This is a genomic window from Clostridium fessum, from assembly GCF_003024715.1.
Taxonomy (GTDB): domain Bacteria; phylum Bacillota; class Clostridia; order Lachnospirales; family Lachnospiraceae; genus Otoolea; species Otoolea fessa.
Genome location: NZ_PYLO01000006.1, coordinates 57,551 through 82,657 on the forward strand (window position 1 = coordinate 57,551; position 25,107 = coordinate 82,657).

21 protein-coding genes are annotated in these 25,107 nt (G+C 50.0%); 10 read left to right on the forward strand and 11 right to left on the reverse strand.

Annotated features, from left to right (window positions below; translation table 11 throughout):
- Positions 1 to 89: 89 nt before the first annotated feature.
- Positions 90 to 1,481, reverse strand: a complete 1,392-nt coding sequence (gene murC / locus C7U56_RS13855) for a UDP-N-acetylmuramate--L-alanine ligase (protein WP_107001711.1) — start codon at positions 1,479 to 1,481, stop codon at positions 90 to 92.
- A gap of 225 nt (positions 1,482 to 1,706) precedes the next feature.
- Positions 1,707 to 2,216: a QueT transporter family protein gene (locus C7U56_RS13860; protein WP_107001712.1), complete on the reverse strand. Its 510-nt coding sequence runs from the start codon at positions 2,214 to 2,216 to the stop codon at positions 1,707 to 1,709.
- A 417-nt stretch (positions 2,217 to 2,633) separates the two neighbouring features.
- Between C7U56_RS13860 and sstT the strand changes: the two genes are divergently transcribed.
- Positions 2,634 to 3,857 carry a serine/threonine transporter SstT gene (sstT, locus tag C7U56_RS13865; protein WP_107001713.1) on the forward strand — a complete coding sequence of 408 codons (1,224 nt, stop codon included), beginning with the start codon at positions 2,634 to 2,636 and terminating at the stop codon, positions 3,855 to 3,857.
- A gap of 389 nt (positions 3,858 to 4,246) precedes the next feature.
- On the opposite strand, the gene C7U56_RS13870 is transcribed toward sstT, so the two are convergent.
- Together C7U56_RS13870 and C7U56_RS13875 are read right to left on the reverse strand one after the other, a co-directional pair.
- Entirely contained in the window at positions 4,247 to 5,011 is a 765-nt protein-coding gene (locus C7U56_RS13870) for a type III pantothenate kinase (RefSeq protein ID WP_107001714.1), read from the reverse strand.
- Between the two features lie 6 nt (positions 5,012 to 5,017).
- Positions 5,018 to 5,641, reverse strand: a complete 624-nt coding sequence (locus C7U56_RS13875) for an ECF transporter S component (protein ID WP_107001715.1) — start codon at positions 5,639 to 5,641, stop codon at positions 5,018 to 5,020.
- A 602-nt stretch (positions 5,642 to 6,243) separates the two neighbouring features.
- On the opposite strand from C7U56_RS13875, the gene coaBC reads away from it, so the two are divergent.
- Entirely contained in the window at positions 6,244 to 7,437 is a 1,194-nt protein-coding gene (coaBC, locus tag C7U56_RS13880) for a bifunctional phosphopantothenoylcysteine decarboxylase/phosphopantothenate--cysteine ligase CoaBC (RefSeq protein ID WP_107001716.1), read from the forward strand.
- Between the two features lie 109 nt (positions 7,438 to 7,546).
- Here coaBC and C7U56_RS13885 read toward each other — a convergent pair whose 3' ends face one another.
- The 3 genes from C7U56_RS13885 to C7U56_RS13895 form a co-directional block, all read right to left on the reverse strand.
- A complete protein-coding gene (locus tag C7U56_RS13885) occupies positions 7,547 to 7,822 on the reverse strand; it encodes a hypothetical protein (RefSeq protein WP_107001717.1) in 276 nt (91 codons plus the stop codon).
- Positions 7,823 to 7,881: 59 nt separating this feature from the next.
- Positions 7,882 to 8,151 carry a hypothetical protein gene (locus tag C7U56_RS13890; protein ID WP_022359590.1) on the reverse strand — a complete coding sequence of 90 codons (270 nt, stop codon included), beginning with the start codon at positions 8,149 to 8,151 and terminating at the stop codon, positions 7,882 to 7,884.
- Between the two features lie 408 nt (positions 8,152 to 8,559).
- Complete coding sequence (locus C7U56_RS13895) at positions 8,560 to 9,711, reverse strand: M20/M25/M40 family metallo-hydrolase (protein ID WP_107001718.1); 1,152 nt, start codon at positions 9,709 to 9,711, stop codon at positions 8,560 to 8,562.
- A gap of 333 nt (positions 9,712 to 10,044) precedes the next feature.
- Between C7U56_RS13895 and bsh the strand changes: the two genes are divergently transcribed.
- The 8 genes from bsh (at position 10,045) to C7U56_RS13935 (ending at position 19,853) form a co-directional block, all read left to right on the forward strand.
- Positions 10,045 to 11,019, forward strand: a complete 975-nt coding sequence (gene bsh / locus C7U56_RS13900; RefSeq protein WP_107001719.1) for a choloylglycine hydrolase — start codon at positions 10,045 to 10,047, stop codon at positions 11,017 to 11,019.
- A gap of 193 nt (positions 11,020 to 11,212) precedes the next feature.
- On the forward strand, positions 11,213 to 11,653 hold the full coding sequence (locus tag C7U56_RS13905) for an FKBP-type peptidyl-prolyl cis-trans isomerase (protein ID WP_022359593.1): 441 nt from the start codon (positions 11,213 to 11,215) through the stop codon (positions 11,651 to 11,653).
- 284 nt (positions 11,654 to 11,937) lie between these two features.
- Positions 11,938 to 12,390: a MarR family winged helix-turn-helix transcriptional regulator gene (locus C7U56_RS13910; RefSeq protein WP_107001720.1), complete on the forward strand. Its 453-nt coding sequence runs from the start codon at positions 11,938 to 11,940 to the stop codon at positions 12,388 to 12,390.
- On the forward strand, positions 12,380 to 13,738 hold the full coding sequence (locus C7U56_RS13915) for an MATE family efflux transporter (protein WP_107001721.1): 1,359 nt from the start codon (positions 12,380 to 12,382) through the stop codon (positions 13,736 to 13,738). Before C7U56_RS13910 ends, C7U56_RS13915 begins: the two co-directional genes overlap by 11 nt.
- Positions 13,739 to 14,032: 294 nt before the next feature.
- Entirely contained in the window at positions 14,033 to 14,551 is a 519-nt protein-coding gene (locus C7U56_RS13920) for an Hsp20/alpha crystallin family protein (RefSeq protein ID WP_022360671.1), read from the forward strand.
- Between the two features lie 158 nt (positions 14,552 to 14,709).
- Positions 14,710 to 15,897, forward strand: coding sequence for a DnaJ C-terminal domain-containing protein (locus tag C7U56_RS13925; protein ID WP_107001722.1), 1,188 nt, complete (start codon positions 14,710 to 14,712; stop codon positions 15,895 to 15,897).
- A 366-nt stretch (positions 15,898 to 16,263) separates the two neighbouring features.
- Positions 16,264 to 18,105: an NAD(P)-binding protein gene (locus C7U56_RS13930; protein ID WP_107001723.1), complete on the forward strand. Its 1,842-nt coding sequence runs from the start codon at positions 16,264 to 16,266 to the stop codon at positions 18,103 to 18,105.
- Positions 18,099 to 19,853 carry a [FeFe] hydrogenase, group A gene (locus C7U56_RS13935; RefSeq protein ID WP_107001724.1) on the forward strand — a complete coding sequence of 585 codons (1,755 nt, stop codon included), beginning with the start codon at positions 18,099 to 18,101 and terminating at the stop codon, positions 19,851 to 19,853. The genes C7U56_RS13930 and C7U56_RS13935 overlap by 7 nt, the downstream gene beginning before the upstream one ends.
- A gap of 116 nt (positions 19,854 to 19,969) precedes the next feature.
- Here the strand turns inward: C7U56_RS13935 and C7U56_RS13940 are convergent, their stop codons facing one another.
- From C7U56_RS13940 to C7U56_RS13955, 4 genes are all read right to left on the reverse strand, one after another.
- Positions 19,970 to 20,932 carry a carbohydrate kinase family protein gene (locus C7U56_RS13940; protein ID WP_181357259.1) on the reverse strand — a complete coding sequence of 321 codons (963 nt, stop codon included), beginning with the start codon at positions 20,930 to 20,932 and terminating at the stop codon, positions 19,970 to 19,972.
- Positions 20,933 to 21,029: 97 nt separating this feature from the next.
- Positions 21,030 to 22,505 (reverse strand): glycoside hydrolase family 32 protein, encoded by a 1,476-nt coding sequence (locus C7U56_RS13945; protein WP_107001725.1) that lies wholly within the window; start codon positions 22,503 to 22,505, stop codon positions 21,030 to 21,032.
- Positions 22,506 to 22,541: 36 nt separating this feature from the next.
- Positions 22,542 to 23,528: an ABC transporter permease gene (locus tag C7U56_RS13950; RefSeq protein WP_107001726.1), complete on the reverse strand. Its 987-nt coding sequence runs from the start codon at positions 23,526 to 23,528 to the stop codon at positions 22,542 to 22,544.
- Entirely contained in the window at positions 23,528 to 25,036 is a 1,509-nt protein-coding gene (locus C7U56_RS13955) for a sugar ABC transporter ATP-binding protein (RefSeq protein WP_107001727.1), read from the reverse strand. The genes C7U56_RS13950 and C7U56_RS13955 overlap by 1 nt, the downstream gene beginning before the upstream one ends.
- Positions 25,037 to 25,107: the final 71 nt, after the last annotated feature.

Below are 25,107 nucleotides of genomic sequence, written 5' to 3' on the forward strand. Positions count from 1 at the left end.
AGGCGCAAAAAATCCACATAGTTCCTTTACATAATATGTTGAAAACTATGTGGATAATGTGGATAACTATATGTACACTGGGAGTGCATCTATTTTGCAAGGAGGTTTTCCCCTACATTTACAACGTCTCCGGCGCCCATGGTTATCAACAGGTCGCCCTGTGTACAATGTTCCATGACAAATTTTTCTATTTCATCGAACGTCGGCAGATACCATGCTTCTTTTCCTTTTTCTTTTAGAAGTTTCACGATATCCTCTGAGCTGATGCCGAGCGTGTCCGTCTCGCGCGCCGCGTAGATATCCGCCAGAATGACTTTATCTGCCAGTGAGAGCGCCTCGGCAAACTGCGGCAGAAATGCCTTCGTCCGCGTGTAGGTGTGCGGCTGGAAAATGCACCAGAGTGTCTTGTGTGGATAGTTCTGCGCCGTCTTTAAGGTAGCCTCGATCTCATGCGGATGATGCGCATAGTCGTCGATGATGGTAAATCCATTTACCTCACCCTTCTTTTCGAACCGGCGGTTGGTTCCGGTAAAATGTGCCAGTCCCACGCGGATGGCGTCCATGGAGATGCCATTTTCCAGGGAAACTGCAATAGCTGCCAGCGCATTATATACATTGTGCTCACCTGCCACACCGAGCGTCAGGCGCTCTTTCTTCTCGCCGCCGATATAAAGGTCGAAGGACGGATGCGCGTAAGCGTCATACTGGATATCACCAGCGCTGTAATCGTTGCCGCGGCTGTGACCGAAAGTAATGACCTTGCCTTTTACCGCTTCTATGATCTCCTGATAGTTCTCGATATCGCCGTTGATAACAACCGCGCCCTGAGCCGGTACGCGCTCGGCAAACAGCTTGAAGGAGCGGCGGATATCCGCCAGATCCTTGAAGAAATCGAGATGGTCTTCTTCTATATTAAGGATGACCGCCATCGTCGGGTAAAAGGATAGGAAGCTGTTGGTATACTCACACGCCTCTGTCACGAAAAATTCCGGTCCGCCGACACGGATATTGCCGCCGATCGCCGGAAGAATGCCGCCGACCGAGATCGTCGGGTCATTTTTCGCCTGCAAGAAAATTTCCGTCACCATCGAAGTGGTCGTCGTTTTGCCGTGTGTTCCGGCAATCGCGATCGCATTTTTATAGTTCCGCATCATCTCGCCCAAGAGTTCCGCACGGGTCAGCATCGGGATGCCGCGCCGTTTTACTTCCTGAAATTCCGGGTTATCCGGGTGAATCGCCGCCGTGTAGACTACCACATCGATGCCATCCTGGATATTCTCCGCTTTCTGTCCGATATATACCTTCGCGCCGCGCGCCTCCAGGTTATCGGTCAGCTCCGAACGGTGTGCGTCCGAGCCGGACACAGTGAATCCCTCGTCCATCAAAATCTCTGCCAGTCCGCTCATGCTGATACCGCCGATTCCGATGAAATGGACGGATTCTGGTTTATTAAAATCAATCTGATATACATTCTCACTCATATTTGTGCATTCCTTCCCCGCCGCAGGCGGTTTTTGTTTTCGCAGACGCCATAGAAAAACGATATGGAACCGCGAGGCATTGTGTTTTCACGTCCTTTTAATTTAACTTCTTTTACATGAAATTGTCAATATAAGGCAAAAAAAAATAAAAGATACACGCCAGCCATCGCACTGCGATCCGTCTGTAACATGCATCTTTTATATCATTTAAGTTATGTCTTTTTCTTAGCGTCCCGTTGCCAGACACTTGCCGAACAGCATGGTTTTATAACGGTTTAACGCCGCCAGAAGAATGCTTCCCAGCACGCCGATTGCCAGCACCTCGCCGATCCCGACGGTCAGCATCATGAACGGAATCAGATCCTCAGAGCCGTATGCAAACCGGAGCACCCACGGTACAATGATCGTGTTGGCCAGGATCGGCGGTACACATACTAAAACCTTGCTTCTGCGAAGCGCATAGGAGCCGACTGCCCCGATCAGGGTTGCCAGGCTGCCAAATACGATGTCCAGTCCGGCTGCCCCGCAGAACAGATTGGATAAAAAGCATCCGACAAAGAGTCCCGGAATCGCTGCCGGGGTAAAGAACGGCAGGATGCAGAGTGCTTCCGAAATACGGAACTGCACTGGTCCGAAGCTGATCGGTTGGAATGCCATCGTCAGCGCTACGTAGATGGCCGCGATCGCCGCGCCATACGCCAGAAAATACGTGTTTTTCAGGTTGTTTTCTTTCATATTCAATTCTCCTTTAGTTTTGTTTTACGAGTGGAAGGTCACGAACACTCGATTCATTTTACGCCGGAAATCGGCGGCAGCCCTGTAAGACCTTGTTTTTGCGGGCTTTGCAACGGGTATGAGTATAACATAGAGCAGATAGAAATACAAGTTTTCTTTTCGCTTATCGCCACTGCAAGTTCTGCCACTGGCCACACGGAACACGGGCAAAAATTTTTTCTCTATTTCTCTATCACTCTGCCATAAAAAAGCACTTTCCCTTTCTTTCTATCTCCTGTATAATAGAATCCACATGATTTTGTGCCGGATGCTGCACAGACAGTTGAATCATTCGGGAGATATTGCATTTGCACATTTGAATCAGCTCCCCGACACTCGTCAACCCCATTTCATCATCACAAAGGAAGTATGTATTTTATGAAAGCACTCTATGAACGCTGGACAGCCATCAGCCTGCCTAAACGAATTCTGGGCGGCATGATTCTCGGCGCTGTTCTGGGAATGGTGATTCCGCAGGCAGTCGGAATCTCAATCCTTGGAAATCTATTTGTCAACGCATTAAAGGGCATCGCGCCCCTGCTTGTATTTTTCCTTGTTATCAGTTCCCTCTGCCAGGCAAAGCAGAGCCACGGCGGCATCATCCGCACCGTTGTCTGCCTTTACCTGTTCAACACACTGCTCGGCGCTGTGATCGCGGTCGTCGCAAGTAAACTGTTCCCGATCACCCTGACACTTGCACAGGCTGCAGAAGAAACCTCTGCCCCGCAGGGAATCGCAGAAGTTATGCAGACACTTTTATTAAATGTCGTAAGAAATCCGATCACCTCCATCGCAGAGGCAAACTACATCGGTATCCTGGCGTGGGCGGTTCTCTTCGGCGTGGCGATGCGCGGCGCCAGCGAACGCACGAAAGAAATTATGGACAATTTTGCGGCGGCACTGTCCAAGGTTGTTACCTGGATCATCAACTTTGCCCCGTTCGGTATTCTCGGACTTGTGTTTGACACTGTATCCACCAACGGTTTACAGGTATTTACCGAATATGGACGGCTTCTCGCTGTGCTGGTTGGCTCGATGCTGTTTATCTACTTCGTAACCAACCCGATTCTCGTATACTGGTGCATCCGCCAAAACCCGTTCCCGCTGATTTTCAAGTGTCTGAAACGAAGCGCGGTCACCGCCTTCTTTACCCGGAGCTCAGCGGCAAATATCCCGATCAACATGAAAGTCTGCGAGGAAATGGGACTGGACAAAAATACCTACTCCGTTACCATCCCGCTCGGTGCGACCATCAATATGAACGGTGCGGCTGTTACCATCACCGTCATGACGCTGGCGGCAGCCAATACGCTGGGAATTCCGGTGGATATTCCGACCGCCATCATTTTAAGCGTCCTGTCGGCACTTTCCGCCTGCGGCGCATCCGGTGTTGCCGGTGGTTCCCTGCTCTTAATTCCGCTTGCCTGCTCCTTGTTTGGCATCTCCAGCGATGTGGCCATGCAGGTCATCGGTGTCGGATTTATCATCGGCGTAGTACAGGATTCGGTCGAGACAGCACTCAACTCTTCCTGCGATCTTCTGCTTTCCGCAGCGGCACAGTTTAGGGAGTGGAGAAAAGAAGGACGGGAGATTACCTATTAAAATTATATTATATGCATATTGAAATCAATTTTTCCATATGCTATAATGCCAATAGGCAAACGAATGACAGTACTCACAGAGTACACAAAAAGCCCCCGGTGTGTGCTGACACCGGGGGCTCGCCTTTTTTGAAAAGGAGGCTTAAACCTTTGCTACCTACTCATCTCCATCCAGCCACTTACAAATATAGTAAGCCACAATGCTGGCTATCACAGAGAGCACGAATGACAGTATTCCTCCCACACAGTACACCCCCTTTCCGCACCTGTCTAGGGGTGGTAGCTGTATCAGTATAACACAGAAATTAATCACTCGCACTATATTTGTGCTTCTGCATCTTTTTTAATTGCATTTTAAAAGCGGCTAGATTTTTTCCAGCCGCTTTTATCTTATTTATTCTTCTTATAGATAATCCACAACCCCCGCAATAACAATTCATCATCTAATTCTATCTGATGCCGGCACAGCGGAATGATTTTTCTGGCAAGACCGCCGGTGGCTACAACGGTGGCTTTCTGGCCGAGTTCCTCTTCAATCCGGTCTACCATGCCGTCGATGCAGGACGCATTGCCATAGAGAGCGCCGCTCTGCATACATTCAACCGTATTCTTGCCGATCAGGCGCTTGGGCGGATCAAGGCTGATGCGCGGAAGCTGGGCGGTCCGGCTGGTCAGGGAATTCATCGATACACCTATTCCCGGCAGAATCATGCCGCCGATGTACTGCTTATTCTCATTCACCACACAGATGGTGGTTGCCGTTCCCATATCGATCAGAATGAGCGGCACCGGATACCGGTTGATTCCCGCGACGGCACCGACGATCAGATCGGTACCGACGGAGGACGGATTGTCCATCAGCACTTCCAGACCGATATTCATATCCACATTGACGACCAGCGCTTCCTGCCCCGTCACCTTGCGGATCGCCTCCCGCATCAGGGATGTAACCGGCGGTACTACCGAACCGATGATCGCGCCGGTGATCTCACTTACCTTGATTTCCCGCAGCTCCAGCACCATTTTCAGGGAAATCGCATAGTCAAGCTCTGTTTTCCCACTGTCTGTCGCCATCCGCTCGGTAAAGAGGATTTCCCCATCCGCAATACAACCGAGAACCACATTCGTATTTCCGATATCCAATGCCAAAATCATACTGTCTTACCCCCTGCTTTTTTCCAGAGCCGGTACAAATTTTGCCCGATAAAGCGCTGCACCGACTGCACCGGTGATGATTGTGGACGATACCATCTCGCATACTGCATTGATTCCTACGAAACCGCATACGAACAGGATGATATTTTTTCCGCCGATCAGCCCCTGCATATATTCGGTATTGCCAAACAGGACGACTAAAGCCGTCATAAAGAAAACTGTATTTAAAAACGCGGAACAGAATCCGGTTACCAGACTTGCCATGTAGGCATCGGTTCTGCGGCGTACAAACTGGAAAATGTAGCCTAACAGAAGACCATCCAGCATACGCGGAACGAATCTCTGTACAAATGCCAGAAACGGGTTAATGCTGAAAAGCATCGCACCCATCGCACTGCTGCCGCCGATGCCGATGCACTGTAAAAAGCTGGTCATGCCGAAGACTGCACCGATCGCTGCGCCGCCTGCCGGTCCCAGCGTGATCGCCGCGATCGCAACCGGGATCACATTAAATGTAATCGCCAGCGGTCCAATATTCAGATATCCGAGGGGGGTGTACGCCATCAGCAGAAGAATGCCGGTCATAAGACCTAAGATGACAAGTTTAGATGTGTTGTTTGTTGTGTTCATGAAATTTTCCTCCTTGTTATTATTCCCGCTCGAAAAACCTGCTGCACCTTCTGTTCACCAGACTGCCGCTTACCTGCGCCAATATCATGTGCATAAAATCCTTACAAATTCCGTTCTTTCCGGCGATACCATCCAGAAAAGCCGCGAGCCAGGGCATTTTAATTCCCCGTCTCTTCCGGTATGATTCTCCATCTCAGATACAGATCCGTATGCAGATACGCACATTCCGGCAGAAGTTTCTTTCTTCTGCCGCTTTCCGCAGATTTGCTGCCAGCACGTTCGGTGCCTGTTTTCTATGGGATACAATACAACTGCTGCCGCCTGTCCCTGTTCACATCCAGTGAAAACCAGGTCAGCCAGCAGACACTTCCACACTATATCACATCACTTTTCAACATACAACCAACAATTCTACCAGAATATGTACTGTTTTTTATTGTCTTTTCACAAAATACATGTTTCTTTCCTCTCCTGTTATATGCGCTTACCAAAGAATCTGGCAGAGAACGGAAGCCAAAAAGGGTTTACAATTTTTCCTCCAGATGCTATGCTGTTCGAAAATGACCCAGAAAACCAGAGTACAAACCGAAAGGATATATATCATGTTAACTGGAAAAACGATTATTTTGGGAGTAACCGGCGGAATCGCCGCATACAAGGCGGCGAACCTTGCCAGCCTTTTAAAGAAACAGCACGCGGATGTACACGTGATTATGACTAAAAATGCGATGGAATTTATCACACCGCTTACCTTTGAGACCCTGACCGTCAATAAATGCCTGACGGACACCTTTGACCGGAATTTTAAATTTGAAGTAGAGCACGTGGAACTGGCAAAGAAAGCCGACCTCGCGATCATCGCCCCGGCGACTGCCAATGTCTGCGCCAAGCTGGCACACGGACTTGCCGACGATATGCTGACGACCACGCTCTTAGCCTGCCAGTGCCCGCACATCATTGCTCCGGCGATGAACACACGGATGTATGAGAATCCTATTACCCAAGATAATCTCCACCTGTTAGAACATTACGGCTTTACCATCATCGAACCGGCAAGCGGTCTGCTCGCCTGCGGCGATTCCGGAAAGGGCAAATTCCCGGATGAGGGGCTGATCCTGGAATATATTCTCCGCGCGATCGCCTACCCGAAGGATCTCGCTGGAAAGAAGATCCTTGTGACCGCCGGTCCGACCCAGGAAGCGGTCGATCCGGTGCGCTACCTCACGAACCATTCGACCGGAAAAATGGGCTATGCGCTGGCACGGATGGCGATGCTGCGCGGTGCCGACGTGACACTCGTTACCGGCGAAACCTCGCTGACCCCGCCTCCGTTTGTCGATACTATCCGTATCAAAAGCGCACACGACCTCTTTGAGGCAGTCACCTCCCGGAGTGAGGAACAGGACATTATCATCAAGGCGGCAGCCGTCGCTGACTACCGTCCGGCAGTCGTTTCTGATGAAAAGGTCAAGAAATCCGACGGCGATCTGAGCCTAGCGCTGGAGCGCACTGAGGACACTTTAAGCTACCTCGGCGCACACAAACGTCCGGGACAGCTGCTCTGCGGCTTCGCGATGGAAACCTCCCAGCTCGAGGAACGCGCACGCGGCAAGCTGGAACGCAAAAATCTGGATCTGATCGCTGCCAACAACTTAAAGGTAGCCGGCGCCGGATTCGGCACCGATACAAACGTCATCACGCTGATCGATAAGCAGCAGACCCGCCATCTGGAGCAGATGAGTAAGGAAGCGGCGGCGATGGAGATATTGACGGTTTTACGCGATATGATGAAATAGATTTTGATTGAAATAGATAGAGAAAGAGGAAGCAACCGAGGTTGATGGACGGATGCCTCCTCTTTCATTGAATATGGAATATATCATAAGCGTTATTTTTAGAATGTGGCTATTTAAAACGAATCCGCCATACTCCTATGATCAAGATAATTTCAGAAAGCAATCGCAATACTTTCGTGATTCGATAAGCTGTATCCTCTTTTATCTCTGGACTCTCCTGCAAGTATTTGCATTCAATAAAAGCCCTTGCCGCAATTTCTCCAAAAACTGCCAGCGCTAAAAATAAAGAAAAGCCTGCCATGCCTTTTGCATAACTGTACAATGACAGTAAGAATAAAATAGAGACGCCTATATTGTATAATGTCAGCCAGAATTTTTTCTTCATATTGATCACCTCTCGATTCAATCCAAGTGTAACAGAGTCTTTTATTAAGCAAAAATGTTCTAATGACGAGGCCATACTCCTACCACCAAAATAAGACCACAAAGATATCCGAGTGTTTTTGCGATCCGATAGGTTGTATCCTTTTTGATTTCCGGATTCTCTCGTAAAAATTTCCATTCAAATTTTGCCTCTATAATACTTGCTGCCAATACCGGTATCGCTAAACATAAGGTCACTGTTGTCAAGCCTTGAAGAGACGTGTACAGTAACAATAAAAGTACCACCGAACCGCCTAAATGGTATAATATCAGCCAGAATTTTTTCTTCATATCGATCACCTCTCGATTCACTATCCTGACAGGGCTGAAATCTCACAAAACAGCAACCTCTCTTTATTTTTGCAAAACCAGACATATCTCTTATTTATTCTAATAATATCAGATTTATGTTCCAAAATATATAGACATTTTCTTACTTTTCTTACAAAATAGTTACAAAAATAACTCTACCAAAATGGAACGATACTTTTATAAATGAGAATATCCGCCCTCTTTTAATATCTGCTCTCGAATATCCCTTGCCTTTGGATATCCTTCTTCCATAAGCTGGATGGACATTTCATTCAGCGCTTGTCGATGTTATTTTCATTCCAAATCACCCTATTTTTTGTTCGAACGGCTATATAATTGTTTTGGTGAAATAATAAAGCCGTTCGGCTATGTCAACATTTTTCAGTTTTACTCTATACTCGCTTCTTGCCCCTGCGTAATCAGTTCCGCGATCAATCTCGCCCCATTCACAATATCCCCCACCTTCGCATACTCCCGCACGGAATGAACCTCGTACATACCGCAGGAAAGCACCGCGCATGGGATTCCGTGCTGCATCATCGTGTTTCCGTCGCTGCCGCCGAAGGTGCTGCCGAATTTCGGCTCGATTCCCAGGGTGCGGCAGGCCCCGGCAAAATGAACTGCCACCGGCGCGTCCGGTTCCAGATGGAAGGCTTTGACATGGAGGCGGTGTGTGAAAGAAAGCTCTGCCCCCGCCTCTTTGACAGCGGTTTCAAACACCGCACGGACATCTTCCAGGGTCTCCATTGCCTTTTCATGGCTGTAGCTGCGGATCTCGCCCCGGCAGGTGCAGAGTTCCGGCACGGCATTCACAACCGAACCGCCCGAAATCAAGCCCACATTCAGGGTTGTTTCCTCATCCACATGTCCCAGCCGTAACGCGGCGATCGCGCGGGCCGCCGTCTGAATCGCGTGGATGCCTTTCTCCGGCTCAAATCCAGCGTGCGCTGCGCGCCCCTTGACTGCCGCCTCAAAGGAAAGGATCGTCGGTGCCTGCAGGATCGCTGTCCCGACTGGTCCAGTTACATCCAAAACGTAAGATTCCTTCGCTTTCATCTGGCTGAAATCGAACTCCGAGCTTCCTCTTGTAAACGGCTCTTCCGCCGCCGCAAAGAGGATCTCGATATCCCGGTGCGGGATTTCTGCCTCCTGCACGGCACGGATGCCTTCTAAGATGGCGATTACCCCGGTCAGATCGTCCGCGCCAAGCACGGTGGTTCCATCCGAAGTGATGGTTCCGTCCTCATGAAAAACCGGCTTCTTTCCGATTCCCGGCGCGACCGTGTCCATATGCCCGGACAGCAGGATCGGCGTGCCAGACATCCCGCCCTTTAACGTTCCAAACAGATTTCCCGCATTGCCTCCTATTTTCTCGGCTGTGTCATCTTCCTTTGCCTGGATTCCCAGCTCTGCGAGCTTTTCCTTCAAGCGCTCCGCCATCTCGCGTTCCCCGAAACTTTCTGAGTCGATCCGCGCCAGCTCATCAAATTCAGCGCGGATGCGGGCTACGTTTATCTGGATTCTATCTGGATCAGCCATGGGTGAGTCCTCCTGTAAAAAAATTTATTTGCCTATCATTTCTATTTGTTTATGCCCCTTATTATATACCCAGACAATACATTTGTGAAGCAGATTGATTTTACCTTTCACTTTAAGTCCTAAAATGATCTGACCAATCTCTTTCTATTTCCATATCCGCTTTTCCTCTATATTTTTCTCAAAAATTTGATATACTAAATATACTAAAAACAGCAAGATTCATTTCCACTTTTACAATGATGCAGTTGAGTATAAAGCATACAACAAATAAATAGAACATTGATAAACACCATCTGACCCACACACTTTGAAACAGAAAAAGGAGAAATGACCATGTGTACAGCCGCAACCTACAAAACCGCCGATTTCTACTTCGGCAGAACCTTAGATTATGAATTTTCTTACGGGGACGAAGTAACCGTCACACCTCGCAACTATCCACTTACTTTCCGCCACGCAAGCGCGGTTTCGACCCACTATGCCATCATCGGCATGGCACATGTGGCAGGGGATTATCCGCTTTATTATGATGCTTTTAATGAGAAGGGGCTTTGCATGGCGGGACTAAATTTCGTCGGCAATGCCTCCTACCAGAAACCGCAGGAGGATCATGACAACATCGCACAGTTTGAGTTCATCCCCTGGATTCTCAGCCAGTGCGCGTCCGTGAAAGAGGCTCGCATCCGCCTCGCCCAAATGGTACTGACCGACACCCCATTCAACGAGCAGTTTGCCCCGGCGCAGCTTCACTGGATTCTTGCCGATAAAAATGAATGCATCGTCATCGAGCCGATGGCGGACGGACTGCATATCTACGACAATCCGGTGGGTGTCCTGACAAACAATCCGCCGTTCCCGCAGCAGCTGTTCTCCCTCAACAATTACATGAACCTGTCCCCGAAGCAGCCGCAGAATACATTTTCTGCCGATCTGCCGCTTACAACCTACAGCCGCGGCATGGGCGCTCTCGGACTTCCGGGAGACCTCTCCTCCGCTTCCCGGTTTGCACGGGTCGCTTTTACAAAATCAAATGCCCGCTCCGGCGCATCCGAACTAGAAAGTGTCAGCCAGTTTTTCCATATCCTAGGTTCGGTTGACCAGCAGCGCGGATGCTGCGAGGTCTCCGATGAAAAATATGAAATCACACTCTACACCTCCTGCTGCAATGCGGATAAGGGGATTTACTACTACACGACATATGAAAACCATCAGATCACGGCAGTGGATATGAACCGGGAGAACCTGGACGGGGAGACGCTTTCGCGGTTTCCGCTGGTGCAGGGGGAGCAGATTCGATGGGAGAACTGATCTTCTCTGCTTCCAGCTTGCCCCATCCTCGTTGCAAAAACTGACAATATCGGTACCGGAGAGACAACATTTCTCTTCCCATTCGCCTTGTTTTCTAGTATACTGATAAATATGCATCTGAAATCACTGGAAATTGTCCGTTTGAGGAAAATTGTCCATTACCGCATATCAATATCATTTGGAGGATTTTAAAATGTCTGAAATCACAGGACGCAACGTCGGCAAAACCTGCCGCACACATTACAGAGGTACTTTTAACGATGGCACACAGTTCGATTCTTCCTACGATCGCGGCGAACCGCTGGAGTTCGTCTGCGGCGCCGGTCAGATGATCAAGGGCTTCGATGCCGCTGTCGCTGATATGGAAGTCGGCGAGGTAAAGGAGATCCACCTGATGCCGGAGGAAGCTTACGGCATGCCGGATCCGAACGCAATTCTGGAGCTTGAGATTGCCAAACTGCCGGGTTCCGAGGAACTGCAGGTAGGTCAGCAGGTTTACTTAACCAACCAGATGGGACAGCCGTTCCCGGTAAAGGTTATCGCAAAGGATGAGGTAAATATCACGTTTGACGCCAATCATGAGATGGCTGGTAAGGAGCTGAACTTCAAGATCGAATTAGTTGAAGTAAAGTAATTACTATTATTTATGGTAAATACCATGGAAAGTGAACGTACTATCCAAACACATTGCGGCTATGGAAATTTTTCATACTTCATAAAATGCCACGCCGCTGCATTCTGTGTTGCTGCCCACCTACATACAAACAGCAACACAACTGCCCTTACATTATAACAACACGCGCCGTCAGCGCCCATCCCGGGAGCTGGCGGTATTTTTTTCTTGACAACTTCTCATTTCCCTATATAATTATCTATGGTAATTATCGCAAGCAACTATTTGATAAGGAGACTTTCTATATGACCATCGAAACAATCAAGCGGATGTTGGACGCCTGTTATCAGGGCAAGCGGATCCGGGATATGCTTCCGCCGCTGCCGAAGGGAGTCACTTCCTCCTATATTCAATATCTGGATGTCATCCAGTCGCTGGAACGAAACGGCGTCCACGTGAAAATATCGGACATCAGCGATGCGCTGAACCTGCCGCGCCCCGGCGTGACCCGGACCGTCAAGGAGATGGAGACGGGTGGTTATCTGCAAAAGAAAACCTCGCCGGACGACAGACGCATCACCTACATTTCCATCACCGAAGCGGGCAGGGCGCTCTCACAGACGTATGACGCCGAATATTTCAGCGCGCTCGCCCCATCTTTAGATATCATCTCTGAGGAAGATGCCCGCCAGATGGTTCAGACGATGGAGACATTTTATCAGATTATGTGCAAACAGAGGGATTCCCATGAACAATGATAAAGCTGATTTTACACAAGGCAGTATTCTGAAAAAACTGATTGCCTTCATGATTCCGGTACTCGGCGCACTGATTCTGCAGGCGGCATACGGCGCGGTCGATCTGCTGGTGGTTGGACGGTTCGGTTCGACTTCCGGCCTTTCCGCTGTCTCCACCGGCAGCCAGGTCTTAAACCTCGTCACCTTCGTCGTAATCCAGTTCGCTATGGGTATCACGGTTTTGATCGCCCGCTATCTCGGTGAAAAGAAACCGCAGCAGATCGGCGCGGTTGTCGGCGGAGCTTCGATCGTGTTTACGCTCATTTCCGCCGTTTTATTCGTCGTCATGGTCTTTTTTGCCCGCCCGATCGCCATTCTCATGCAGGCGCCCGAGGAGGCGGTGGATCTGACCGCCAGCTACATCCGCATCTGCGGAGGCGGCATTTTCTTCATCGTCGCCTACAACCTGCTGTCCGCCATCTTCCGCGGGCTCGGTGACAGCCAGTCGCCGCTTCTCTTTGTCCTGGTTGCCTGCATCGTCAATGTGATCGGCGACCTCGCACTGGTAGCTGGTCTTCATATGGACGCCGTCGGCGCCGCCATCGCGACCATCTCCGCGCAGGCGCTCAGCGTCGTATTTGCGATTCTTCTTTTAATTAAGAAAACACTGCCATTTACGATCACCCGGCATGATTTCCGGTTCAACACCCAGTGCCCGAAATTTCTTTCCATCGGGCTGCCGCTCGCGCTCCAGGAATTTTTAACCCAGCTTTCCTTCTTAGCCCTGTGCGCGTTCGTCAACCGCCTGGGACTGGAGGCATCCTCCGGTTACGGTGTAGCCTGCAAGATCGTCAATTTCGCCATGCTCGTCCCGAGCGCCCTGATGCAGTCGATGGCTTCCTTCGTCTCCCAAAACGTAGGGGCAGGGAAAGTCAAGCGTGCCAAGCACACCCTTTTTACGGGAATCGGCGTCGGTCTGTGCGTCGGCTGTATCGTCTTTACCCTGGTTCTCCTAAAGGGCGATATCCTGTCCGGCTTCTTCTCGACGGATGCGGCGGTCATCCAGAACAGCTATGATTACCTGAAAGGATTCGCACTTGAGTCCATCGTGACCGCGGTTCTGTTCAGCATGATCGGATATTTCAACGGAAATAACCAGACACTCTGGGTTATGACACAGGGACTCATCCAGACGCTTCTGGTGCGCCTCCCGCTAGCGTATTTCATGAGTATCCAGCCGGACGCCAGCCTGACCAAGATCGGTCTCGCAGCCCCCGTTTCTACGATCGTCGGCATTGTACTAAATATCGGATATTATATCTACTGGACCCGGAAACAGCAGCACCCGCCAGTGGAAGAAATCATATAAAAACATAGGAACTGCTCCGTAACAGGCAGGCACTTTCAGAGCGAAGGTGTCTGCCTGTTATCATTACGGTACTTTCGGTTCCAAAAGTGCCTGCCCGTGAATAATTGCGTTGTTCACAAAAACTTCACAGAAAATTAGCACTCACCTCTTGACAGTGCTAATTATGTGTGTTATATTACAGCTAGAACAAAGGAAAGGACAAGGAAATGAATGAGTTCCCCTTTTCCTCCCAATGTTTTTACATAGATGATAACTACAAAGACATTTACAGATAACTAAAAGGAGAGATGACTTATGTATATGCCGAGTATTTTTAATAATAGTGTATTTGATAACTTTGATAACTGGATGGATTTTTCCTTCCCGAGCTTTAACCAGAGACTGTATGGCGCTTCCTCTTCCCAGCTGATGAAGACGGATGTCAAGGAAACCGATAAGGATTATGAAGTTTCCATCGACCTGCCGGGATTTAAGAAAGACGAACTTCAGATTGAGCTGAAAGATGGCTATCTGACCGTCAGCGGTTCGAAAGAAGTTACATCGAAAGATATGCCGGAGGAGAATCAGAAAGATGCAACGACCGCAGAAGCAGATGCTTCCAAGAAGGACGCTAAAGCCGAGCAGAAAACCGTTAAATATATCCGTCAGGAACGCTACAGCGGCAATGTAAGCAGAAGCTTCTACGTCGGCGAGAACTTGGAGGAAAAGGATATCCATGCCAAATTTGAAAATGGCACTCTGACCCTGACCTTCCCGAAAGAGCTGGAAAAGAAAGCGGTTGAAGAGAAGCATTTCGTTTCCATCGAAGGTTAATAATCAGATAGGCAGCTGCGGCTCACACATTGTGTTGCCAGCAGCCAGATAGGTTCAGAAGCTGTCGCAGGGATGCGGCAGCTTCTATCATACCCAATCTTTTATCATAACCTAAATAATTGAAACTTAAATCACTGCATCTACGGAGGTGATAATCGATGGCAGAGAAAAGAGACTATTATGACATACTGGGGATAAAGCGGGACGCCAGTGCGGAGACGATCAAAAAGGCATTCCGGAAACTTGCCAAAAAGTATCACCCGGATTCCAATGCCGGTAATCCCCAGGCAGAGCAGATGTTTAAGGATGTCAACGAAGCCTATTCGATCTTAAGTGATCCAGAAAAAAAGAAACTCTACGATCGCTTCGGTCACGCCGCATTTGACCCGAACAGCGCCGCATACGGCGGAGCTGGCGGTGCCGGCGCTTCTGGAAATGGTCCATTTGGCTCCGGCTTTGGCGGTACCGGTCAGGGCGGTTCCTGGCACTATCAGAGCGGTCCGGGCGGTTATGCAGAATACCATTTTACCGGGGATGACATGGACGATATGGGTGACATTTTTGGAGATATGTTTGGCGGCATGTTCCACGGCAAGAGTTCGGGCGGCAGTTCCCGCAGCCGACATTTCACGGGCGGTTCCGGGTTTGGCGGCTCTGGGACTCATTTTACCGGTGGTTCCAGTTTTGGCGGTTCTAGCGCTCATTTTGGCGGCGGGTCTGGCTTTGGCGGCTTCGGCGGCAGTCAGGGCTTTCACAGCGCCGATTTCCGTGAGAAAGGTTCTGACCTCACGTCCGATGTAACCATAAGCTTTGATGAAGCCGTATCCGGCTGCGAGAAGCTCATCACTCTGCAGAACCCACAGACTGGCAAGCGCCAGTCTTTACAGGTTCACATCCCAGCGGGCATCGATACCGGTAAATCTATCCGTCTGAAAGGAAAAGGCATGCCGGGAACCGGTGGCGGTGAGGCCGGTGATCTGCTCCTTAACATTACCGTGGCAGAAAAACCGGGATGGGAGCGCAAGGAGATGGATGTTTACTCGACCGTCCGCATTCCGTTTACCACCGCAGTCTTCGGCGGTGAGGCGCTGGTTTCCACCCTGTACGGCAATGTCCTGTGCAAGATCGCAGCCGGGACGCAGTCGGGAACCAAGATTAAATTAAAGGGAAAAGGCGTTGTTTCCATGAAGAATCCGTCCATCCATGGCAATCAGTACGTGACGGTCCAGATCGATGTCCCGAACCATCTGACCCCCGAGGCAGAACAGAAACTTCGCGAATTTGAACACGCCTGCGGACTGAACAAAAACAGTCAGGGCGGACCCAACGGCAGGAGCGCAGCTTGACGGCTCCTGCCGTTTTTTACTGAACGTCTGCAAAGTCAAAAATATCATAGAATTTTCGCCCCATTATTTTCATATATATGGTTGTGATTTTCATAAATATGATATTTTAATTGTAGGCAATCCACAATTTCATCACTTTTTAATTGTCATGAAATTACCGCAGCTATATATTCAACATTTTTTCACACTTTATACCTATCTTTCTTATCTATTTTATCTGTTTTTACCTCACTTTCATTTCTTTTTTTAGATATTTTGCAATAAATATCTTGTATTTTTCGCTCGTTTTATGTTATAGTAAACACATAATTGCATCGAAAAATATAACGCATTTTATTTCACATTTATGAAAGGAGTTTATACCTTATGAGCAGACTCGTTATACCTACTAACAGCGAGGCTCAGAATGTCGTAGAAGGGCTTTACAAAGATCTGGAACGGCGCATCATCGCCAGCCCGCCAGGTCTTTGTCCTGTCGACCTGACCGCTGCATTTTTAAAAATGTGCCATGCACAGACCTGCGGCAAATGCGTTCCCTGCCGAATCGGTCTCGCGCAGCTCTCCAATCTTCTGGAGGACATCCTGAACGGAAAAGGAACCATGAAGCATTTAACCATGCTGGAGGAAACAGCCCGTGTCATCGAAAGCACGGCTGACTGTGCCATCGGCTATACCGCTGCCCAGATGGTTTTAAAAGGACTGGACGGCTTCAAAGAGGATTTTATGGAACATATCTTACACAACCGCTGCCGCAGTAATCTTGATCAGCCGGTTCCCTGTGTAGCTCTGTGCCCGGCCGGAGTTGATATTCCGGGTTACATCGCCCTGACCGGTGAAGGACGCTATGCCGATGCAGTCCGCCTGATCCGCAAGGATAACCCATTCCCAACCGCCTGTGCGCTGGTATGCGAACATCCATGTGAGTCCCGCTGCCGCCGCAACATGCTGGATAATTCTATCAATATCCGCGGTATCAAGCGTGTAGCTGTGGATATGGCAGGATATGTACCGGCACCGGTCTGTCCAACCTCCACCGGCAAGCGCATCGCGATCATCGGCGGCGGCCCCAGCGGCCTGAGCGCTGCTTATTATCTGCAGCTGATGGGACATCAGACCACTGTATTTGAAAAACGCAAGAAACTCGGCGGCATGCTGCTGTACGGAATTCCAAGCTACCGCCTGCCACGAGAGCGCCTGCAGGATGATATCAATGTCATTCTGGAAACCGGTGTGGAAGTCCGTCTTGAAACTTCGGTCGGAAACGATCCAGGACAGCTGTCTCTGGATGAACTCCGCAAAGAATATGATGCTATCTACATCGCCATCGGCGCTCATAGTGATAAAAAGATTGGTATTGAGGGAGAAGATGCCGGCGGTGTTATCTCCGCTGTCGAATTCCTCCGTGCTATCGGCGACGGCAAATATCCGGATCTTACCGGAAAGAAGGTCTGTGTCATCGGCGGCGGCAACGTAGCCATGGACGTAGCCCGTTCTTCTGTCCGCCTGGGTGCAGACAAGGTGGCAGTTGCCTACAGACGCCGCAAAGCTGATATGACAGCTCTTCCGGAAGAGGTTGAAAGTGCCATGGCTGAAGGCGTAGAGATCATGGAACTTTACGCACCGGAGCGGATTGAAGCAGACGAGGACGGCCAGGTAAAAGCTCTCTGGGTAAGCCAGCAGATGCCGGGAGAAATCCGCGGCGGACGTCCTTCACCGAAGGCTATCGGCACCGACTCTATCCCGGTTGAATGTGATATCGTCATCGCAGCTGTGGGGCAGGGCATCGAAAGCCGTTACTTCGTAGAACAGGGTATCGACGCAAAATGGGGCATCATCCAGGCAACCGGATGGACCTCCATTCAGAATATGCCGGGTATTTTCGCCGGAGGCGACTGTGCAACCGGACCGGCAACCGTGATCCGTGCAATCGCTGCCGGCAAGGTAGCCGCAGCCAACATCGACCAGTATCTCGGCTACAACCACGAGATTACCTGCGATGTGAAGATTCCGGAACCGGATCTCTCCGACCGTACTCCTTGCGGACGTGTCAACCTGACAGAGCGTCCTGCCGGAGAACGCAAATGTGACTTTACACTTACCGAATGCGGCATGAGCCTCAAGGAGGCTGGCCAGGAAGCCAGACGCTGCCTGCGCTGTGATCACTTCGGTTATGGAAACTTCAAAGGAGGGCGGACCACATCATGGTAAATACGAATCTTGTATCCATCAAAATTAATAATATACCGCTGCAGGTTCCTGCCGGAACCCGGATTCTGGACGCCTGCCGCGACAACGGTTTTCACGTTCCTTATCTTTGCTATCTGAAAGATATCAACGAGATCGGTGCCTGCCGTGTCTGCGTTGTAGAAGTGAAGGGAATCCACCATCTCGTTACCTCCTGCAACAACCAGGTTCAGGAAGGTATGGAGATTCTCACAAACTCCCCGCGGGTCCGCGAAGCCCGCAAGATCAACGTGGAACTGCTTCTTTCCCAGCATCACACCAACTGTCCCACCTGTGTGCGCAGTTCCAACTGTGAATTAAAACAGGTGGCAAGTGATCTGAACCTGACTGTTGACCGTTATAAAAACGAATATCCGGAAATGATCTGGACTTCTACTTTTCCACTGATCCGCGATGCGGGAAAATGTATCAAATGCATGCGCTGCGTCCAGATCTGCGACAAGATCCAGACCTTAAATATCTGGGATGTGTCCGGAACCGGTTCCCATACAACCGTCGATGTTTCCCACAATCTGGAAATCAAAGAATCCGACTGTTCTCTCTGCGGACAGTGCGTTACCCACTGCCCGACGGCCGCTCTCCAGGAGCGGGATGATGTGGAAGCCATCAATGGTATCCACGGTGAACTTGCAAATGATGACAAGGTAACCGTAGCGGTTGTCGCTCCGGCTGTCCGTGCCGCATGGGGTGAAGAATTTGGTCTTTCCCCGGAATTTGCCACTGACAGACGTTTCGTATCCACCTTAAAATCCGTTGGATTTGACTATGTATTCGATGTTGACTTTGCAGCCGATCTGACCATCATGGAGGAAAGCAACGAGCTTTTAGCCCGTTTACAGCAGCCGGATAAATACAGCTGGCCAATGTTCACCTCCTGCTGCCCTGGCTGGGTCAGCTTTGCAAAGAGCCAGTATCCGGAGCTTCTGCCGCAGCTTTCCACTGCCAAGTCCCCGCAGCAGATGTTCGGTGCTGTCATCAAAACTTATTTTGCACAGAAAAAAGGCATTGCACCGGAAAATATCACCTGTGTTTCCATCATGCCGTGTATGTCCAAGAAACGCGAACTGACTATTCCGGGCATGGACAGCGCCGGAACCGGACAGGATATTGATTATGTTCTGACCACCCGTGAGATATGCCGTCTCATCAAGGCTGATCATATCGATGTATCCAGACTTCCGGAGTGCGATTTTGACGATCCTCTCGGCGAAGCAACCGGAGCCGGTGTTATCTTCGGTGCCAGCGGCGGCGTACTGGAGGCAGCTCTTCGTACCGCTTACCACACCGTAACCGGTGAAAATCCGGAGATCGGCGAACAGAGTCCGCTGAAGGTTCTGCGCCAGATCAGCTCCTTTAAGGAACTGGAGATCGATATCAAGGGTGTGAAGCTGCACTGTGCAGCTCTCAGCAGCCTAGGAGAGGCCAGACGCCTCATTCAGGCGATAAAACGCGGCGAATGCCACTATGATTTCGTTGAAGTCATGGCATGTCCAGGCGGATGCATCAACGGCGGCGGCCAGCCGATCCGCCCATCCTTCCAGAATAAGCCGAAGGACTGCGCAGACCGCGACCAGTGCCTGCGCGGCTACGACGCCCGCAGCGCCATCCGGTTCAGCCATGAAAACAAGGCGGTTCAGACACTGTATGACGAGTATCTTGAAGCTCCGTTATCCGATCGTGCACATCATCTGCTGCATGTGGAGGAATATTAATATATCCAAACAGTCACACAACAAAACCCCAGAGAGTTGCCGCTCTCTGGGGTTTTGTGTCATTCACAGATGACCAATCTGAGGCTAGTTACCAACTACTTACTCTATCTTTTCTTCTAGCCTCTCAGCCTCTCTTCAATCTCCTCCATCTCCGGAATTGCCGAGATTCCGCCGCGGCGTTCGACGCACAGGCTTGCCACTGCGTTGCCGACCCTGCCAAACTGAATCATCTGCGCCCGGGTCAGGTGTTCCGGCGAGGTTTCTTCCTGCAGATAGGAGGCGAGAAAACCTCCCCAGAAGGAATCACCAGCGCCGGTTGTATCGACCGCATGGGAGGAAAAGCCCTCCGCTTTTACGATTCCATTTTCATTGCCGATCAGGGCGCCATCTCTTCCGAGCGTCACTGCCACCAGGTGCACCCCCTGACGGAGCAGATACTGAATCGCTTCCTCCGGGTCCTGATACGGGGTCAGAAGCGAGGTTTCTTCATCCGAAATCTTCATCATATCTACATAGGGAATCAGCGACTGCATCCGAAGCTGTGCGGTCTCCGGATCACTCCAGAGCGCCGCCCGGTAGTTCGGATCGTAGGAAATCACCGCACCGCTGTTTCTAGCAATATTGATCGCCTCATAGGTTGCCGTCCGGGATGGATCATCGGTCAGCGACAGGGAACCGACATGAAATACTCTCGTATTTTCCAGGATCTCCGGATCGATCTCTTTCATGCACAGATTCGTATCTGCCCCCGGCTTTCTCGCAAAGGCAAATTCGCGCTCCCCGTTTTCTTTCAGGCTTACAAATGCAAGCGTGGTAAAATACTTTTCATCCTGAATCAGGTTGTCCGTATTGATACCTGCCCGGATCAGGGTTTCCTTCAGGAAATCGCCGTGCATATCCTTACCCACCTTGCCAATAAATGCTGTCTTCCTTCCAAATTTCGCAGCAGCCGCCAGCAGATTGGCCGGCGCACCTCCCGGATTCTGCTCAAACAGACGCATTCCCTGCTGTGAAACACCTGCTGGAGTAAAATCAATCAGAAGCTCTCCCAGCGCTGTGATGTCTGTTTTTATTCTCATACGAATCATCCTCCGTATTACAAGTTATATCAATGGTGCCGCCATCCAGCCCTCTCACAGGCGGACAGCCACATCCGTTCGTCTCTCACAAGGAATTTTACTTCCGAATCGCGATATTTGCAAATTCTACTTTCGCGTCCTGCGCCAGCAGACCGAGCTCGTACTCCGGTTTCCGGAAAATACGATAGGTAAACGCCACCTGCTCGCCCACGAACACCTCAACCATATCATGATCGACCGAAATCTTTACATCAATTGCCTGTCCATCTTTAATCTCAAAGGTCTTCTCAGCCACCCGAACGCCATCCGGTCCCGGTTCGGTTGCCTTCGGAACTGCCTGACAGGACTGCTCCCAGAACGGGTCAACTCCCATCGGCAGGGACAGAAGGGATACTCGCTGCATCGCCACATCAAACTCTAAGAACAGGCAGCCGCTTGCCTCCCAGTCGGATTTCAACAGGATTCCGAAGGAATCATTCGCTTCTTTCGGGATCACCGTGCCGGTAAACAGGAACTTTTCTTCCGGCTGCTCCAGGAAACCATACGAGGTTGTCCCGCATCCATCCAGCTCAACCGTTGTATCTCCATACAGCTTGTATTCTCCCATGACCGGAAGGTATTTCCAGTCAACTTTCTCTTTAAAGCAGTTTACATATTCTTCCGGAAGCTTCACGTCCAGCTGTCCGTCTGCCGTTGCAACGACCTCATGCGGAATACAGAACGTGCCGCCCCAGTACCACTCGCCGCGATCGCTGTTTTCTGCACGGTCATGCGCCCAGGCAAAGTAGAAACGGCGCCCGTTGTCATCCTGCATGGATTTAGCTGCATAGAAGCGGCGTCCGCCGATGCCGTCTTTCTTCGGCTTTTTCCACGGTCCAAACGGAGATTTGGAAGTGCGGTAAATCGTGTTGACAAACTCGGAAAAGCGGGAATAGGAAAGATACCAGGTATCGCCTATCTTGTACATCTCGCTGCATTCCGGACAATTCGTATTGCCTGCCGAATACAACGGACCATAATACTCCCAGTTTACCAGATCTTTCGAGCGGTACAGGACGATACAGCCGCGTCTTGTCACCGGCATATCCAGCCGTCTCGCCGAGATCAGAATCCAGTAGTATTTATCTTCCTCATTATAAAATACATACGGATCACGCCAGTCCAGCTTTTCATATAACTCTATCATCGGCGTGATAACCGGGTTTGCCGCGTCCTTCGTCCAGGTGATACCATCCTCGCTCGTCGCATGGCAGATCGTCTGCTGATATTCTGCCGTCAGGCAGTAACCCGTATAGAATGCGTGATATTTTCCTTCGCCGTAGATAACCGATCCCGTCCACACGCCGGACGCATCCGGCTCATCGCCCTCGCCCGGATACAGTGCTGTCGGCAGCTCCTCCCAGTGCACCAGATCCTCCGAAACAGAGTGGCTCCATGTAGTACGCAGTCTCGCCGGATATACCGTGGTTCCTGGCGGGGATGTCAGTGAAAAAATATGATATTTACCTTCATGATAAAACGGAATCGCGTCACCGGTCGAATCCGCAAATGACATTTTTCTGAAAAAGTCCATTCTTCTCTCCTTGCCTTTCTAAATGTGCTCTTGGAATCATTTCTTTTTTCTGAGGAGTGCCAGATTGCCCTTCTGGGAATCCAGTACAACCGCGCAGGCAATGATCAGACCCTTTACAATCAGCTGCCAGTAGGAGCTGACACCGATCAGATTCAGACCATTGGAAATAATACCGATTACCATCGCACCAAATACTGTGCCGCTGATACGTCCGCGTCCGCCTGCCATCGAGGTTCCGCCGAGGACACAGGCTGCGATCGCATCCATCTCATAGCCACTTCCGACGGACGGCTGTCCGGAATACATTCTCGATGCCAGAACCAGACCTGCAAACGCCGCCAGGGCGCCCGACAATGTAAACACGATGATCTCGACTTTCTTGATCGGAACACCAGAGAGACGCGCCGCCTCACGGTTTCCGCCGATTGCATAGACATAGGTACCAAATTTTGTTTTAGAAAGCAGAAAACTAAATACGATAATTAAAATAACCATATAGACAACCGGCAGCGGAATAATGTTAAACAGATAACCCGTTCCGATTGCAATGAAAAACTTATCCGTAATACGGGTGGACTGTCCGCCCGAATATACATACGCGATACCGTTGCAGACATTCATCATTGCCATCGTAATGATAAATGCCGGAACACGGAATTTCGATACAACCATACCATCAATCAGACCAGCCACAACACCGATGATGATGCCAGCCGCAATCGCCACGCCAATCGGAAGTCCCTGATTAACTACAAATCCTACGGTCAGAGTTCCGCTCATCGCTACGATCGCGCCAACTGCCAGATCGATGTGTCCGAGAATAATAATCAACGTCATTCCCAGTGCAATGTATGTATTAATGGAAATCTGTCTGAGCACTGAAATGATATTGCTCGGTGTCAAAAATTTATCGGTTGCCAGTGCGACTACCACACATAAGATAACCAGCACTCCAATAATTCCTGTATTTCCGGTAAATACCGAGAGTACCGAATTGCCTGCTGTACTTTTCTTTCCGTTCATCACTCTTCGCCTCCTGCTGCATACTGCATGATTCTCTCCTGATCCAGTTCTTCTCTTCCGAGCATTCCCGTCATTTTTCCCGCCTTGATGACACATACGTTATCGCACATATTGATGATCTCCGGCAGCTCGCTGGATACCATGATAACGGCGATACCCGCCTTCGCCAGCTCATTAATAACGGAATAAATCTCAAACTTCGCATTGACATCGACGCCTCTCGTCGGCTCGTCCAGAATCAGGACATCCGGCTTGATTGCCAGCCATTTTCCAAGGACAATCTTCTGCTGGTTTCCGCCGGAAAGACTTCCCGCTTCCACCAGTTCCACCCGGTCTGCCACTGCTTTGATATGAAGCTTTTCTTTATAATAATCAATCACTTCCTGACATTTCCGGTCGCTGATGGCAATTCCGTTAATATAAGAGTCAATCGATGCCAGCGTGAGGTTAAAACCGACCGTATTGCCAAGGACAAGTCCCTGTTTTTTCCGATCCTCCGGCACCAGTCCGATGCCCGCCTTGATTGCCTGGATCGGTGTCGTGAAGCGGACTTCCTTTCCATTTAAAAGAATGGTTCCGCTCTGGTATTTTCTGGCTCCAAAGATACATTCCATGATCTCGCTTCGTCCGGCTCCGACCAGACCCGCAAATCCCAGGATCTCTCCCTTTCTTACCCGGAAGCTGATATCTGAGAACACACCCTCACAGGTTAAATTCTTCACTTCCAACGCCGTTTCTGCATGTCCCAGATCGTTGTAATCTCTGGCATAGAAGCTCTCTAACTCCCGTCCTACCATCATGGCTACCAGCTCGTTCGCATTCGTCTCCGATGTTTTTTTCGTTCCCACATAGGCGCCATCGCGGATGATGGTAACCCGATCCGAGATCCGGAACAGTTCTTCCATACGGTGGGAAATATATATAATGCTTACCTGTTTTGCTTTTAATCTCTCAATGATTCCAAATAACTGTTCTACCTCGTCATTGGAAAGGGAGGACGTCGGCTCGTCCATGACGATGATCCGTCCGTCGAAGGATACCGCCTTTACAATCTCAACCATCTGCTGCTGGGCGATCGTCAAAGATTCTACCAGCGTATCCGGGTGGATATTGACCCCGAGGTTTGCCAGCATCTCGCCTGCCCGGCGGTTCGTCTCCCGCATATCCACGGTGCCGAATTTCGTCTTGATTTCCCGTCCCAGGAACAGGTTCTGCGCGACCGTCAGATACGGAACCAGGACGATCTCCTGATGTATGATTCCGATTCCTTTCTCCTGGGCGTCCGAAACACCATTTATCTCAACTTCCTGACCATTAATCTTGATTGTTCCGCTGTCCGGTTTATAAATTCCTCCAAGGACCTTGATAAGCGTTGATTTACCCGCTCCATTTTCTCCCAGAAGCGCATGAACCTCGCCCATTTCCAGGGAAAAATTGATCCCTGACAATGCATAGATCCCGGAAAAACTTTTCTTGATATCTATCATTTCCAGAATTGTTTTTCCCATAGAACCCTCCGTTTTTTAGAAATGCGGCAATGAACCCCATCGCCGCATTTTCCATGTTTTATTTTATTTCA

Coding starts and splice junctions, on each gene's coding strand:
- murC (WP_107001711.1), bottom strand. CDS start 1,481: ATGAGTGAGAATGTATATCAGATTGATTTTAATAAACCAGAATCCGTC.
- C7U56_RS13860 (WP_107001712.1), bottom strand. CDS start 2,216: ATGAAAGAAAACAACCTGAAAAACACGTATTTTCTGGCGTATGGCGCG.
- sstT (WP_107001713.1), top strand. CDS start 2,634: ATGAAAGCACTCTATGAACGCTGGACAGCCATCAGCCTGCCTAAACGA.
- C7U56_RS13870 (WP_107001714.1), bottom strand. CDS start 5,011: ATGATTTTGGCATTGGATATCGGAAATACGAATGTGGTTCTCGGTTGT.
- C7U56_RS13875 (WP_107001715.1), bottom strand. CDS start 5,641: ATGAACACAACAAACAACACATCTAAACTTGTCATCTTAGGTCTTATG.
- coaBC (WP_107001716.1), top strand. CDS start 6,244: ATGTTAACTGGAAAAACGATTATTTTGGGAGTAACCGGCGGAATCGCC.
- C7U56_RS13885 (WP_107001717.1), bottom strand. CDS start 7,822: ATGAAGAAAAAATTCTGGCTGACATTATACAATATAGGCGTCTCTATT.
- C7U56_RS13890 (WP_022359590.1), bottom strand. CDS start 8,151: ATGAAGAAAAAATTCTGGCTGATATTATACCATTTAGGCGGTTCGGTG.
- C7U56_RS13895 (WP_107001718.1), bottom strand. CDS start 9,711: ATGGCTGATCCAGATAGAATCCAGATAAACGTAGCCCGCATCCGCGCT.
- bsh (WP_107001719.1), top strand. CDS start 10,045: ATGTGTACAGCCGCAACCTACAAAACCGCCGATTTCTACTTCGGCAGA.
- C7U56_RS13905 (WP_022359593.1), top strand. CDS start 11,213: ATGTCTGAAATCACAGGACGCAACGTCGGCAAAACCTGCCGCACACAT.
- C7U56_RS13910 (WP_107001720.1), top strand. CDS start 11,938: ATGACCATCGAAACAATCAAGCGGATGTTGGACGCCTGTTATCAGGGC.
- C7U56_RS13915 (WP_107001721.1), top strand. CDS start 12,380: ATGAACAATGATAAAGCTGATTTTACACAAGGCAGTATTCTGAAAAAA.
- C7U56_RS13920 (WP_022360671.1), top strand. CDS start 14,033: ATGTATATGCCGAGTATTTTTAATAATAGTGTATTTGATAACTTTGAT.
- C7U56_RS13925 (WP_107001722.1), top strand. CDS start 14,710: ATGGCAGAGAAAAGAGACTATTATGACATACTGGGGATAAAGCGGGAC.
- C7U56_RS13930 (WP_107001723.1), top strand. CDS start 16,264: ATGAGCAGACTCGTTATACCTACTAACAGCGAGGCTCAGAATGTCGTA.
- C7U56_RS13935 (WP_107001724.1), top strand. CDS start 18,099: ATGGTAAATACGAATCTTGTATCCATCAAAATTAATAATATACCGCTG.
- C7U56_RS13940 (WP_181357259.1), bottom strand. CDS start 20,932: ATGAGAATAAAAACAGACATCACAGCGCTGGGAGAGCTTCTGATTGAT.
- C7U56_RS13945 (WP_107001725.1), bottom strand. CDS start 22,505: ATGGACTTTTTCAGAAAAATGTCATTTGCGGATTCGACCGGTGACGCG.
- C7U56_RS13950 (WP_107001726.1), bottom strand. CDS start 23,528: ATGAACGGAAAGAAAAGTACAGCAGGCAATTCGGTACTCTCGGTATTT.
- C7U56_RS13955 (WP_107001727.1), bottom strand. CDS start 25,036: ATGGGAAAAACAATTCTGGAAATGATAGATATCAAGAAAAGTTTTTCC.